The sequence below is a fragment of the Flavobacterium sp. CR10 genome (assembly GCF_055814415.1).
The window spans coordinates 4,578,261-4,593,609 of sequence record NZ_CP185985.1 but is presented as its reverse complement, the minus strand read 5'-3'; the positions used below and the strand labels follow the sequence as shown (position 1 = coordinate 4,593,609).

Annotated in this window: 9 protein-coding genes; all 9 read left to right on the top strand. The window is 35.7% G+C overall.

Features of this window, described 5'->3' with window-relative positions; genetic code table 11:
* The first annotated feature begins 5 nt into the window (after positions 1–5).
* Positions 6–3,107 carry a SusC/RagA family TonB-linked outer membrane protein gene (locus ACNRYB_RS19235; protein WP_473728382.1) on the top strand — a complete coding sequence of 1,034 codons (3,102 nt, stop codon included), beginning with the start codon at positions 6–8 and terminating at the stop codon, positions 3,105–3,107.
* Between the two features lie 12 nt (positions 3,108–3,119).
* Complete coding sequence (locus tag ACNRYB_RS19230; protein WP_129749054.1) at positions 3,120–4,805, top strand: RagB/SusD family nutrient uptake outer membrane protein; 1,686 nt, start codon at positions 3,120–3,122, stop codon at positions 4,803–4,805.
* A 100-nt stretch (positions 4,806–4,905) separates the two neighbouring features.
* Positions 4,906–5,844 (top strand): alpha/beta hydrolase fold domain-containing protein, encoded by a 939-nt coding sequence (locus ACNRYB_RS19225; protein WP_473728381.1) that lies wholly within the window; start codon positions 4,906–4,908, stop codon positions 5,842–5,844.
* A gap of 12 nt (positions 5,845–5,856) precedes the next feature.
* Entirely contained in the window at positions 5,857–6,822 is a 966-nt protein-coding gene (locus tag ACNRYB_RS19220) for a DUF4861 family protein (protein ID WP_473728380.1), read from the top strand.
* Between the two features lie 283 nt (positions 6,823–7,105).
* On the top strand, positions 7,106–8,305 hold the full coding sequence (locus tag ACNRYB_RS19215; RefSeq protein WP_473728379.1) for a glycoside hydrolase family 88/105 protein: 1,200 nt from the start codon (positions 7,106–7,108) through the stop codon (positions 8,303–8,305).
* Between the two features lie 22 nt (positions 8,306–8,327).
* Positions 8,328–9,551 carry a glycoside hydrolase family 88/105 protein gene (locus ACNRYB_RS19210; protein WP_473728378.1) on the top strand — a complete coding sequence of 408 codons (1,224 nt, stop codon included), beginning with the start codon at positions 8,328–8,330 and terminating at the stop codon, positions 9,549–9,551.
* Between the two features lie 145 nt (positions 9,552–9,696).
* Positions 9,697–11,286, top strand: coding sequence for a glycoside hydrolase family 43 protein (locus tag ACNRYB_RS19205; RefSeq protein ID WP_473728377.1), 1,590 nt, complete (start codon positions 9,697–9,699; stop codon positions 11,284–11,286).
* Between the two features lie 254 nt (positions 11,287–11,540).
* A complete protein-coding gene (pelA, locus tag ACNRYB_RS19200; protein WP_473728376.1) occupies positions 11,541–13,535 on the top strand; it encodes a pectate lyase in 1,995 nt (664 codons plus the stop codon).
* Positions 13,536–13,888: 353 nt separating this feature from the next.
* Positions 13,889–15,244: a glycoside hydrolase family 28 protein gene (locus ACNRYB_RS19195; protein WP_473728375.1), complete on the top strand. Its 1,356-nt coding sequence runs from the start codon at positions 13,889–13,891 to the stop codon at positions 15,242–15,244.
* Positions 15,245–15,349: the final 105 nt, after the last annotated feature.

Genomic DNA, 15,349 nt, shown 5'->3' with positions numbered 1-15,349 from the left:
ACCACATGAGTATTAAACAATTATCTAAGAAAAAAGACAAGTACTTTGTATTTTTCTTTTTCCTGAATTTCTTACTGTGCAGTTCTATACATGCACAGACAACCACAATAGAAGGGAAGATTACCGACGCTACTGGTATGTCACTGCCAGGGGTAAACATTAATGAGAAGGGAACAAAAAATGGAACTTCGACAGATTTTGAAGGAAGTTTTAAGATTAATGTATCAAACAGTAAAGCTATTTTAATAATAAGCTATTTAGGATTTCAGACACAAGAAGTAAGCGTTGCTGGAAAATCAAAAATCAATGTGACACTTGCTGAACAATCCAATTCATTAAATGAAGTTGTTGTGGTCGGATACGGATCTGTAAAAAAGACCGATCTTACCGGATCTGTTAGTACCATCAGCGCAGCAACTATTACAGAAAGAAATACTACAAGTCCATTAGAGGCAATTCAAGGAAGCACGCCAGGAGTTCAGATTTCATCTGCTTCAGGACGTGCAGGAGACGGATACAAAGTGGTAATCAGAGGGAACAACTCATTAGTGGGGTCATCGCCTTTATATATCGTAGACGGCGTTCCAGTTGATAATATTGACTTTTTGAACCCGCAGGATATTTCTAGAATGGACGTTTTAAAAGATGCTTCTTCGGCTGCAATTTATGGTTCTAGAGGAGCGAGTGGTGTTATTATCGTAACTACAAAAAGTGGTGCTAATGTTAAATCTGGAATTAACGTAACTTTTGATACTTCTTACGGAACTAAAACTGCCGCTAGAATGCCAAAAATGATGACTGGAGAAGAGTGGTGGAAATTCCATCAGGTTGCGTATATGAGTGCAACACCTCAAACACAAACGCCAGCGCAATTAGCCGCTTTAGCAGGAAATCAGAGTCCTTTATTGGTTTCTCGCGCTAACAGCGGTTATAATTTTGACTGGGCAGACGCAGTTCTTAAACCGGGTATGACTCAAAATAATTACTTAAATGTTACAGGACGTTCAGATTCTGGTTTGAGCTATAACTTAGGATTTGGTGTTCAAAGCGATGAAGGGCTTATCGAAAATGATTCGACTGATAAGTATTCTTTTAAACTAGGATTAAACCACAAAATCAATGATAAATTTACCACAGGAGCCAACATTACGGTAGCACGACTTGATACACAATTAGGCAGTGATTTAGCAATGCAGGATGCTTTCAGATTAAGTCCGCTAATGTCGCCTTGGGCTGTTGATGCACAAGGAAACGAAAAAGTGGGAACGCTATTTTTCCTTCCAGGGAAATTAACTTATCCTGACGGTTCATGGGCAATTAATAAAACAAGTACCGTAAACCCTTTAATGGAAATTGCTAATTCTTCTCAAACAGAAAAAACGTGGCAAACTGTTGGAAATGTTTTCTTCCAATACCAACCATTAAAATGGCTTTCGTTTAAAACAACATTTGCAGCAGGTATCGAAAATACCGTTACCAGCGCTTCTTATAAAGCGCAAACCAATGCAGGTGTAACCTTAAATGGAAAAAATTCGGCATCAATTAAAAACTTCAACAACTTTAATTATACTTGGGATAACCAAATCGATTTGAAACACACCTTTAAAGAAGTGCATGATTTTAGTGTTTTATTATTGCAGAGTTTATATTCAAATGTTGATGAAACGTCTTATTTATATTCAAACAATCAGCCTTTTGATGTTGGATCAAATAATATGGGATCTGGAGTTCAGACGAGTTATAACATTAGCTCAGGTTATCAAAAGAATACTTTAAGTTCTTATGCAGTTCGTTTAAATTATGCTTTTAAAGACAAATATTTATTGACAGCTTCTACAAGATGGGATGGTTCTTCTGTTCTATCTGAAGGCAATAAATGGCAGAGTTTCCCTTCTGTAGCTTTAGGATGGAAAATCAGCAAAGAATCTTTCTTAGCAAACAGTACTGTTATTTCAGATTTAAAGTTACGCGCAAGTTTAGGTTATACAGGAAATGATAACGTTGCACCATATACTTCTCAAGCATTATTGAATCAGCAGACTTTTTATGCAAACGGAGCCAATGTGGTTTCGGGCTGGCAGTCTGAAAATTTAGCGAATCAAAACTTAACTTGGGAAAAAACACGAGAGTTAAACTTTGGTCTTGATTACGGATTCTTAAACAACAGAATTACAGGTAGCGTAGACGTTTATGATAGACTTTCAGATAAATTAATTTATAAACAAGAATTGCCTCTTGAAACAGGTTATAAAAACACATTTGCTAATGTTGGATCTGTTAGCAATAAAGGAGTAGAGGTTTTGTTAACTACAAAAAATATCAAAAGCAAAAATGTAAATTGGGAAACTACTTTCACATTTACTAAAAACGTAAACAAATTAGAGTCAATTTACAATCAGGATCAAGTAAGTGATATTGGTAATAAATTAATCTTAGGATCTGAATTGAATCCAAACTATAATTACGTTTATGATGGAGTTTGGCAGGAAAGCGAAGCGGCGCAGGCAGCATTGTACGGAATGGCTCCTGGACAAGCAAGACCAAAAGATTTGAATAATGATGGCAAATTCAACCAAGATGATAGAACTGTAATCGGAAACGCGAATCCAGACTGGCAGGGAAGTTTATATTCTAAATTGACTGTTGGTAATTTTGATTTGAATTTTTCAGTTTTAACAAGCCAAGGGCAAACGGTTTTGAGTACTTTCCACCAAAATTTTGCTGATGTGAGCGACCGTGGACGCCAGAAATTGGCAATGGATTATTTTATTCCAACAAACGGAACAGGAATCGCAGCTAATGCAAATAATGAACACCCAAGACCAGGCCCTGTTGCTACTGGAGCAGGAGCTTATTGGACTTCTTTATTTGGGTACTACAGAGACGTTTCTTACGTGAAAATTAAAAATATATCTTTAGGATACACATTGGATTCTGAATTGTTGAAAAGGCTTAAAATCAGTAATCTGAGAATTTATGTGAATGTTTTAGACCCATTTGTATTTACAGATTTTGATGGATATGATCCTGAATGGGCTGGCGCTGCTTTTGGAGTAAACCGTCCAGCATCAGTGACTACGCAATTGGGATTAAGTGTTAAATTTTAATAAAGATATCAAATGAAAAAATTCATCATATTATTAGGAATCATTGTGGGAACTTTAAGTTCTTGCAGTAATTATATAGAAGAGGAAAGTTTATCAAATGTTCCTGCTGACGGAACTTATAAAACAGCTGCTGGTTTTCAATTATTAATAAACACAAATTATGCTTGGCTTAAAAGCATTTATGGCGGAAATCCGTGGCTTTTTGAGGCAGGAACAGACATGTACGCCGAAGGAAGAACTCCAGAGCCTGCAGGTCTAAGTCAGTATACGCTTCTAATTCCATCTTCAGACAATGTTGCCGATTTGTACAGACCTTGTTATCAGTTAATTCAATCTGTGAATAAAGCAATTTATTATTCAAGTGTAACAGAACAAACTGCCAATTTGAATATGCTATTGGGAGAAGCTAGATTTTTAAGAGCTCAAGCTTATTTCTTATTAGTTCAGACCTATGGAGGTGTGCCAATTGTAAGCGAGAATATTACAACACCAGTTTTATCTTTTACAAGAAATAGTGCAGAAGAAGTGTACACACAAATTATAACAGATTTGGATTTTGCTTTAGCCAATGTTGGAACTGCTGCTTACAGTACATCTGGAAAAGTAAACAAAAGAGCGGTAAACGATTTATTGGCAAAAGTGTACTTAACAAGAGGATACGAAACTTTTGGTAAAGCAGATGATTTTTCAAAAGCTGCCTCTTATGCAGATGCTGCAATTGCGGGACAAGCCTTAAATATTCCTTTCAATCAATTATTTGTTACAACAGCGACTGGTGACAACGATTTGAATGCTGAAACTATTTTTTCAGTACAGTATGATAAAGCTTCAACAAGTACAGATCCTACAAAATTGGGTAACAGTCAGTTTTATTATTTCAGTTCATATTTAGGAGGAGCAGAAACGGGAGCGCCATTAAGAAGCTACAATTTGTGTCCTACAGATTATGCTTTAGGTTTATACGAAAAAGGCGATGCAAGATGGAATGCTACTTTTATGACTGAAATTGTAGAAGGACCCGAAACAGTAAACGGATCTACAAAGACTATTTTGTATTATCCGTACTACAGAAGTTCAAATCCGGCTACATTAAAAGTGAGACATTTTTATGAGCCAAAATGGTTTACACCTGCAGATAAAACAGCATGGATGACAGCAAACGCTTCTAGACTAGCTTCTACATTTGTATATCATCCTTGGGGAGAATATTCTGCTGCGCATACGTTAATTAAAAACTTAGACTGTTACACAATTCCAGTTAAGAAATTTGATGATGCAAATCCGACTACGCCTTCAAGTACAGGACCTGTAAGCACAAGAGATATTATTGTTTCAAGACTTGGAGAAACGTATTTAATTGCGGCAGAAGCGTATTTAAAAGCAGGAAATCCAGGAACAGGATTAGCTCGTCTAAATGAAGTAAGAAGAAGAGCAGGAGTTGCCAATGCCACTTTAGCTCAATTTAATATCGATTATATCTTAGACGAAAGAGGAAGAGAGTTATTAGGAGAGTACAAACGCTGGTTCGACTTAAAACGTACAGGAACTTTGGTTGCAAGAGCTTCAGCTTATAATTATAAAATTAAAGAAGCAAATTTTGTTGGTGTTGACGGCAAGCTTAAAATTTTAAGACCAATACCACAATCTGCTTTAGATTTAAACCAAAATAAAGATTTTCCTCAAAATCCTGGTTATTAGTAATTTGTTAGTTTTTTGAGAACTATGTTTTTTGAAGTAGTTAAAAGGGAGTTTGACTATAGGTCGAACTCCTTTCTTAACTAAAAAGTAAAGAGTAGAAATGCGAAAGTTTAAATTAATCTTAGTGTTGTTTTTTAATGTAATTGTAATGCAAAGCCAGCAGTACAAGGTCGACACGTCGTATACCATTAAAAGCACTTATGCTAAATTAATTAAGAAATATCCGTTTATCACGATTCCAGAAATAAAGATAAACCCAGACGTTGAAGAAACATTCGATTTGGTTTACAATCAAGAACAAGATCGCGTTCTGCATTTTGATGCTTTTGTTAATACCAAAAAGAAAAAAAATCCTGCCGTAATTATGATTCATGGCGGAGGATGGAGATCGGGGAATAAAAATCAGATGCAGTTTTTAGGTGCAGCAATTGCAGCAAAGGGCTATTCTTGTTTTGCTATCGAATACCGATTATCACTAGAAGCAAAATACCCGACAGGAGTTATTGATGTAAAGAATGCTATAAAATTTATCAAAGACAATGCGGCGAAATTTAATGTAGATCCAAACAAAATTGCGGTTTTAGGCTGTTCTTCGGGAGGGCAAATGGCAGCTTTGATTGGTACAACAAATACGAATTCGCTTTTTGAAGATAAAAATTTTAAAAGCCGTTCTTCTTCAAAAGTGCATGCCATAATAGATGTAGACGGTGTTTTGGCATTCAAACATCCAGAATCGTCAGAAGGAGATATGGCAGCATTTTGGCTGGGAGGAAAATCAGATGAAATTCCTGAAAATTGGAAAAATGCTTCGGCACTGAGTCATACGGACAAAAATGCGCCTCCGATTTTATATATCTGTAGCAGCATTCCGAGATTTCATGCAGGAAGAGACGACATGATTCAGATTTTGAACCAATATAAAATCTATAATGAAGTGCAGACTATTCCAGATTCGCCACATTCATTTTGGTTTTATGAGCCTTGGTTTACACAGACAATCTCGTACAGCGTACGATTTTTAGATAAAATTTTTAAATAATTTAGAATACAAATGAAAGCAAAAATCACCACAGCAGTTTTATTTTTCGCAGGTCTAACAGCCATAAATGCGCAGAAATATGATATCAAAACCAATAAAACGTATGCCGAAATATCTGCAAAAACAGATGGAAAATGGGAAGGAAGAAAGTACAAAGACGGTACGGTGTTTAAAAATGTGGACCGATTAAAGTTGGCTCCAGAGCATACTGACCATTCTTTTGACATTCGTTATGAAGGGCCAGGCTGGGAAAACAACAGAATTGGATACCGTTTGTATTTAGATTGGAGAAATGCTATTGATATCTTCGGAAAAAAGACATCAGAAAATATTCTTCCAATTGTTGGTCAAGATGGTTTCGATTCTTATCACAATATGAGCGATTGGGGAGCAGATATTTTAAAAGCAGGAAAAGGAATCGGAATTGGTTCTATCGACCGTTATTTAAACAACGAAAAATTACACTTTCGTGAAGTTGATTCAACCATTGCAACGGTGGCTAATAAAGCTAAGGAGTCTACAGTAAAAGTAAATTATTATGGATGGAAAACAGCTTCAGATAAAATCGATTTTGTTTCAGAATTGACCATTAAACCAGATCAATTGTATACGCAACATACGGTTAAAGCATCACAAGCAATCAAAGGAATCTGTACTGGAATTGTAAAACAAAAAACAGCTGAATTGCTTAAAAAAGAAAGCAAAAACAAAAAATGGGCATATCTGGCAACTTATGGAGAACAATCTTTAGTTCCAGATAAATTAGGAATGGCAATTTTTTATGAAATTAGTACTATTGAAAACATAGCAGATACAGACTTGGATTATCTTTTGGTTTTTAAACCAACTACAAAAGCGGTGACTTTTTACCTTCTAGGTGCTTGGGAACAAGAGGTAAACGGAATCAAAACAAAAGAAGAATTTGCTCAATATTTAGATAAACAATTAGAAGTGCTAAATAAAAAAAGCAAAATGTAAAATTGTTTTTTGCCACAGATTACAGGATTAAAGAGATTAAAAAAATCTGCTGGATCTGCTAAATCTGCGTGAGAATAATTTTAACACATAGAAACATAGAATTTATTGTATTTTAAAAAAGTATCAAAAGAAGCTCGCTTCTTACATAAAGCATACTATGTTTTTTATTGTAAGTGAAACACCTTTTATTAAGTTTTCTAAACTATGAGTCTATGTGTTTAAAAAAAAAAACAGCCAAAGAATAATCCAAATAATCCATTAATCTGTGGCTAAAAAAATAAATATGATGTATAAAAAAACAGTTCTACTATTATTTCTGCTTTTCAATGTTTTTGCAATGGCACAAAATCAGACTGAGGCATCAGACAATGTAATTCCGTACGATTTAAAATGGTCAGAACGAACAGCACTTTCTATTTTAAACAAGTATCCGAATGCATGGCAGCTAGACGGAAATGATAAACCAAAATGGGATTATAAAATGGGTTTTGTATTGTCTGGTTTTGAAAAATTATATCAGAAGACCAACAATAAAAAATACCTGAATTATATTCAAGAGTATGTTGATGGAATGATTGACAGTACAGGAAACATTAAAAAATATGATGTTAAAGAATACAATATCGATTGTTTGAATCCAGGGAAACTGCTGTTTAATTTATATGATGTTACAAAAGATTCGCGCTATCTGCAGATTATCGGAAAACTGAGAAATCAGTTGGAAAGCCAACCGAGAACAGCAAGCGGAGGATTCTGGCACAAACAGATTTATCCAAACCAAATGTGGATTGACGGTTTGTATATGGCAGAACCTTTTTATGCGCAGTTTACGGTTAAATATGAAAAAGGAAAAAGCTTAGGTGATATCGCAAAACAATTTGAATTGGTTCAAAAACATATTGTAGATCCAAAAACAGGATTGGTTTATCAAGCTTGGGATGAAAGTAAAGAGATTGCGTGGGCAGATAAACAAACAGGAACTTCGCCAACTATTTGGGGCAGAGGAATTGGCTGGTACATGTTAGCGTTGGTTGAAACACTAGATTATTTCCCAAAATCACATCCAAAATATAAAGTTTTGGTAGGATACTTGAATCAGATAGCAAAAAATGTGAATCAGTTCAAAAGTGAAGCTGGGTTATGGTATCAAGTTGCTGATAAACCAGAATTGTACGGAAATTATGTAGAACCATCAGCTTCTGGAATGATTATTTATGCTTTTGCAAAAGGAGCAAATAAAGGCTATTTGGCGTCAAGCTATAAAACAACTGCTAAAAAATCATTTGGCAGTTTTGTAAAAGAATTTGTGAAAGTAGATAAAAAAGGAGAAGTCAATGTCTTGAATGTTTCATCAAATGTAGGTTTGGGCGGAAAACCATTCCGTGACGGAACAAACAATTATTATCTGTCTTCCAAAACAAAAGAAAATGGTGCAATTGGCCTAGGAGCATTTTTATTAGCATCGATTGAATTAGAAAAATAGTTGAATTTAAATATATGTTGAAATGAAAAATAGTAGAAAGCACAATTACTTCATGTCGGCTCTGATGGTCTTTGTTATGACTATTACGAGTTGTAAAGTAACCTCACAGGAACCTGCAAAAGATATCGTGATTGGAAAAAATGCGAAATGGTCTGATAAAATGGCTTTGACCTTGATGAAACGCCATCCAGAATCGTATATGATTGACGATGCTAAAAAGCCAAAATGGGATTACGTTCATGCTTTAGTGCTGCATTCAATAGAAGAATTGTACAAGAAAAATCCTGATGCGAGATACAAAAATTACGTAAGAAGTTATGTGGATCAGTTTGTGCAAACAGACGGAAGCATTACTACGTATGAGTTTGATAAATACAATATTGATTTAGTATTGCCAGGACGTCTTCTTTTTGATGTATATGAAACTTCAAAAGATGAAAAATATTTAAAAGCATTACAGCTAATTCGCAAACAGCTTGCAGAACAGCCAAGAACTCAAAGTGGCGGATTCTGGCACAAACAAATCTATCCAAACCAAATGTGGTTAGATGGTTTGTATATGGGAGAGCCATTCTATGCAGAATACACAGCTAAATTTGAAAATGGGAAAAGCTTTGACGATATCGCAAAACAATTTGAAGTGATTCAGCTGAAAGCTACAGATCCAAAAACTGGATTATTGTACCACGGTTGGGATGAAAGCAAACAAATGCCTTGGGCAAATAAAGAAACAGGAAACTCTCCAAACTTCTGGTCTAGATCTTTAGGCTGGTATGTAATGGCGTTGGTTGATGTTTTAGATTATATGCCAAAAGACCATCCAAAAAGAAAAGAGTTGATCAAATATTTAAACAATGCTTCTGAGGCGATTCTTAAATTTCAAGATAGCAAATCAGGTTTATGGTATCAGGTTACAGACAAAGGCGGTCAAAAAGACAACTATTTAGAAGCTTCTGGTTCGGCTATGTTTGCTTACGCGTATGCAAAAGGGGTAAACAAAGGATATTTGCCAGCTAAATTTAAAAAAGCGGCCAACAAAGCTTTTGACGGATTAACTACAGTTTTAATCAAAAAAGTAGATGAAGATGGCGGAATCACTTTAACAAACTGCTGTCAAGTGGCAGGTTTAGGGGGAAATCCATATCGTGACGGGTCTTACGAATATTACGTAAACGAAAGAAAAAAAGACAACGATCCTAAAGCAACAGGGCCTTTTATTTTGGCAGCTATTGAGTTGAACAGATAATTGTCAATTGTTAATTATCAATTGCAATGCCTTGTCTTGCTGAGCGGAGTCGAAGCATCGCAAAGTAACTCCTCAAAGAAAAGCAAATTTAGAACCCGACAGGTTTTTAGAACCTGTCGGGTTTAAATAAAAAGTATAGTTAAAAATGAAAAATATTAAAATCATCTTATTCCTTTTCTGCATTATTCCTTTTCAAAAGAATACAGCACAAGTCTGGACGCCAGATAACGGAGACGGAACCTACACCAATCCTGTCATTCATGCCGATTATTCAGATCCGGATGTTGTTCGCGTAGGCGATGATTATTATATGACAGCTTCATCTTTTAACTGTATTCCGGGCTTGCCGATTTTACATTCAAAAGACTTGGTAAACTGGAAAATTATTGGTCATGCTTTGGTAAAACAGCCGCCATTTGAAACGTACGATAGCGTACAGCACGGAAACGGAGTTTGGGCGCCAAGCATTACCTTTCATAAAAACGAATTTTACATTTATTACCCAGATCCCGATTTCGGAATCTATATGATAAAAGCCAAAAAAGCAGAAGGGCCTTGGTCTGAACCGCTTTTGGTTAAAGCAGGAAAAGGATTGATCGATCCAAGTCCGCTTTGGGATACAGACGGAAAAGCGTATCTGACCCATGCCTTTGCAGGAAGCCGAGCGCAAATTAAAAGTTTGTTAGTGGTTTGCACCATGAATCCAGAAGGAACCGTTGTGAATAATGACGAAGTAATGGTGATTGACGGACATAAAGGTGAAGAAACTATTGAAGGGCCAAAATTCTACAAACGAAATGGATATTACTACATTTTTGCTCCCGCTGGTGGCGTTCAAACAGGATGGCAGACCGTTTTAAGATCGAAAAATGTTTTCGGACCTTATGAAAAAAAGAAGGTTCTAGAACAAGGTTCGACCGCTATAAATGGTCCGCATCAAGGTGCTTGGGTTACGACACAGACAGGAGAAGACTGGTTTTTCCATTTTCAAGATAAAGGCGCTTACGGACGAATTGTGCATCTACAGCCAATGAAGTGGGTAAACGACTGGCCAGTTATGGGAGAAGATTTTGATAAAAACGGAATTGGTGAACCCGTAACCACTTATAGAAAGCCAAATGTTGGCAAAAAATATCCGAAAGAAGTTCCGGAAACTTCAGATGAATTTAATGAACCTAAACTGGGATTGCAATGGCAATGGCAGGCGAACAAACAAACCAATTTCGGATTTCCGACAAGTTTAGGATATCTGAATCTGTTTTGCAACACGACAACTTCAAACATTTTTAATGCGCCAAATTTATTATTGCAAAAATTTCCAGCAGAAGAATTTACTGCTACAACAAAACTGACTTTTAATTCTAGACTTAAAGGCGAATCAACAGGTTTGATTGTTATGGGATTAGATTATAGTTTTCTATGTTTTAAAAATGTTGATGGAAAACTATACTTGAATCAGAAAACGGGAACTTTTGACAAAACGGTTTCAGAAACAGGAACAAAACCAATTTTAATTGAAAACAATACGATTTATCTAAGAGTTCAAATTAAGAAAGACGGAATGTGCAGTTTCTTTTACAGCTTAGACGATAAAAATTATCAGTCTATCGGAAATGATTTCAAATCTAGAGAAGGAAAATGGATTGGTGCCAAAGTCGGACTTTTTGCTTTAGGCGAAGAAATAAAAAATGATTCTGGAAATGTTGAAGTAGATTGGTTTCGAATCACAAAATAAAAAAAGTACAAAAAAGGAAGAAAAAGGAAGAAAAAGGAGAATTTTTAATTTTTTTCAAAAAAACGGCTTTCATAATTTGATTCTGCTGAACGAAAATTAAAAAGCAATATTAAAACACATTTTGTAAGAAAAAGATTTCTTAAATATGTATTTAGATGATTTTTCTTACAATTAAATTGAAAATGAACTTAATTTTTCACTTTTTAGAAGATAAAATAGTTCCTTACAACAAAGCATTAAAAAACGATTAAAAGATGCAATTAAAAAAAACAGCTTTAATGCTTATTCTATTTTTAAGCATTGGAATTCATGCTCAAACCACTTACAAAAGATGGCCTGACATTATTCGTAAGAGTGATGCCGCTTGGTTTGCTTCGGCGGAAGCCAAAAAAATAGCCGAAAATGTATTGCTCTACCAAAGAGACATTGGAGGCTGGCCAAAGAATATTCAAATGCAGGATGAACTGACCGAAAAGCAGAAAAAGGATTTAATTGTACTCAAAAAAACGGCCGTAGAAACGACAACAGACAACGGAGCAACTTGTCAGGAAATGCTTTTTATGTCTAGAATGTACTCGCAGGTAAAAGACGAACGTTACAGAGAATCTTTCTTAAAAGGCTTAAATTATCTGCTTGAAGCGCAATATGCAAATGGAGGCTGGCCACAGTTTTATCCGTTAAAAAAAGGCTATTATACGCACATTACTTATAATGACGATTCTATGGTTAATATTATGAATGTCATAAAAGCCGTAGCAGACGAATCGGATTATTACAGTATTAAACCATCAAAAGAAGTTGTAGAAAAATGCAGAAAAGCTTTTGATAAAGGAATCGATTGCATCTTAAAAACACAATACAAACAAAACGGAGTTTTAACGGCATGGTGCGCACAGCATGACGAAGTTACATTGGCTCCCGCAAATGCTAGAGCTTTTGAGTTGGCTTCGTTAAGCGGTTACGAATCGGCAAAAATAGTATTGCTTTTAATGTCGATTCACAAGCCTTCAAGAGAAATTGTAACAGCCGTAAAAAGTGCTGTGGAGTGGTTCGAAAAAACAAAAATCACCAATTTAGAAGAAAAAAGAGTCTTAAATGACGCTGGAAAAATTGTAGACAAAAAAATGATTCCAACCGTAAATGCAAAACCGATCTGGGCAAGATTTATGGATTTGGAAACTAATGAACCTTTCTTTTGTGACCGCGACGGAATCAAGAAAAAATCATTGGATCAAATAGGATCAGAAAGAAGAAATGGCTATTCTTGGTATTCAGACGCACCGCAAGAGGCATTGAAAAAATTTCCAGATTGGGCAGTTAAAAATGGCACCAAAGTAGGCGCTTCAGAAAAGAAAAATGTAAACTATATTACCGTAGCGCAAGACGGATCTGGAGATTATACCAAAATTCAGGATGCGGTTTATGCAACGCCAGCTTTTCCGTATGAAAAAGTGACAATCTTTGTAAAAAACGGAACGTATAACGAGAAAGTCCGAATCCCAGAATGGAATACCAACGTTGTTTTGCAAGGCGAAAGCAAAGAAAACACCATAATTACCTTTGATGATAATTTTTCTAAAATTGCTCTAGGAAGAAATAGCACCTTTTATACCTACACGCTTTTGGTTGAAGGAGACGATTTTTCGGCATCCAACTTAACCATTAAAAATACTTCGGGAGAACGCGGACAGGCTATTGCATTGTCGGTTACAGCAAATCGCGCCAAAATAACAAACTGCAATCTGCTTGGAAATCAGGACACCTTATACCTATCAGGAAAAGAAGCCAAACAATATTTTAAAGACTGTTATATCGAAGGCACAACCGATTTTATCTTTGGAGGCGCGACAGCTTTGTTTGAAAACTGTACTATCCACAGCATTAAAAGTTCGTATGTTACAGCCGCTTCAACTCCGGAAGGAACACCGTTTGGATTCGTTTTTAAGAACTGTAAACTCACAGCAAATCCAGAAGCAAAAGACGTTTATCTAGGAAGACCATGGCGCATATATGCCAAAACGGTTTTTATAAACTGCGAAATGGGCGCACAAATTAAACCAGAAGGCTGGGAAAATTGGTCGAAACCCGAAGCAGAAAAAAACGCCTTTTATGCCGAATACAATTGCGCAGGGGAAGGATTTCAACCATCAAAAAGAGTAAAATGGTCACATCAGCTTTCAAAGAAAGAAGCGGCACAATATTCTATTGAGAACATTCTTAAGGATAAAGCTGGAACGTGGTATTTTTAGTATTCAGTCGCAGTTTCAGTTTACAGGACAAACTGTAATATTTTGCGGTTAATTTTTTAACGCAAAGCACACAAAGAATACGCAAAGCACACAAAGAATACGCAAAGAACACGAAGTTTTTGTAAAGGAGACAAAGGTTCAAAGGTTTTCCGTAGAGACGCACCGCAGTGCGTCTACACAAAGAGAATCGACAAAGCTCTGTGCCCTTTGACAAAGTAAATAAAGAAAAAAACTTAGCGACCTCTGCGTAAATCATAGCGCACTTTGCGGTATAAAAAAAGAAAAAATAAATCTGCGCAGATCGGCTAAAATCAGCAAAATCTGCGTGAAAAAAAAATAATAATATTTAAAAAATGAATTTAAAATATCTTCTCTTAATACTCATCACCAGCGCATGTTTTGCACAAAACGCAGATTTTCCGTCAGCAAAAGTCGATTCTATTGTAAAGAACATAAAGCTTCCAGAAATTCCTTCTTTTCAAATCAATGTGACGAAATTAGGAGCAAAAGGAGATTCTGTTTCAGACAATAAAAAGGCTTTTGATAAAGCGATGGCATTGTGTAAAAAGAACAATGGCGGAACTATTATTGTTCCAAAAGGAATCTACAAAATAAACGGACCAATTCATTTTGTAAGCAATGTCAATTTGAAACTGGAAAAAGGCGCAAAAATAAAATTCAGCGACAATCCAAAAGACTATTTGCCAATGGTTTTAACAAGTTGGGAAGGAACGATGCTGTATAATTACAGTCCGCTTATTTATGCCAACAACTGCAATAATATTGCCATTTCTGGCGAAGGAACAATTGATGGAGAAGGAGGAAAGACGTGGAAAACTTTTAAAGCAAAAGAAAACGAAGGCAAAAACCGTAGCCGTGACATGAATCATAATAATACTCCATTAAGCGAAAGAAAATTTGGAGAAGGCTACTTTTTAAGACCGCAGATGATTCAGTTTTTAAACTGCAAAAACATTTTAGTCGAAAATATCACAATCGAAAATTCGCCATTTTGGTGTCTGCACCTTCTGAAATCAGAAAGCATAACCATTCGCGGCATAAGTTATAAATCGCTAAATCATAACAACGACGGAATTGATCCAGAATATGCAAAAGACGTTTTAATTGAAAATGTAACTTTTAATAACGGAGACGACAATGTTGCCATAAAAGCAGGAAGAGACCACGAAGGAAGAGCCAATACATCCACGCCAAGTCAAAATATTATCATTAGAAACTGTAATTTTAAAGGGCTTCACGGAGTCGTAATCGGCAGCGAAATGTCGGCTGGAGTTCAGAATGTATTTGTAGAAAACTGCAAAACAGCAGGATATTTAAAAAGAGGCATTTATTTAAAAACCAATGCCGATCGCGGCGGATATATCAAAAATATATTTGTTAAAAACATTCAATTAGATCAAGTAGAAGATTGCCTGTACATCACAGCAAATTATCACGGAGAAGGAAAAGGCTATCAATCGGATATATCAAATGTATATTTCTCGAATATTACCTGTAACAAAGCATCAGAATCGGGAATTGTAATTCAAGGATTCACAGATAAAAAAATCAAGAATATTTCATTAAAAAACATAGAAATAAAAGAAGCTAAAAATGCCTTGTCGAACGAAAATGCAGAAAATGTCTTGATGACGGATGTTTTTATAGGCAAACGAGCGACAGTGCCAACGGCAGTTTCCAAACATTAAATTTTTACTGCAAAGTTTTTTTAACCGCAAAGTGCGCTAAGATTTACGCAAAGTTCGCTAAGTTTTTTCTTTATATTCCTTATATAAAGGGCGCAAAGCTTTGTC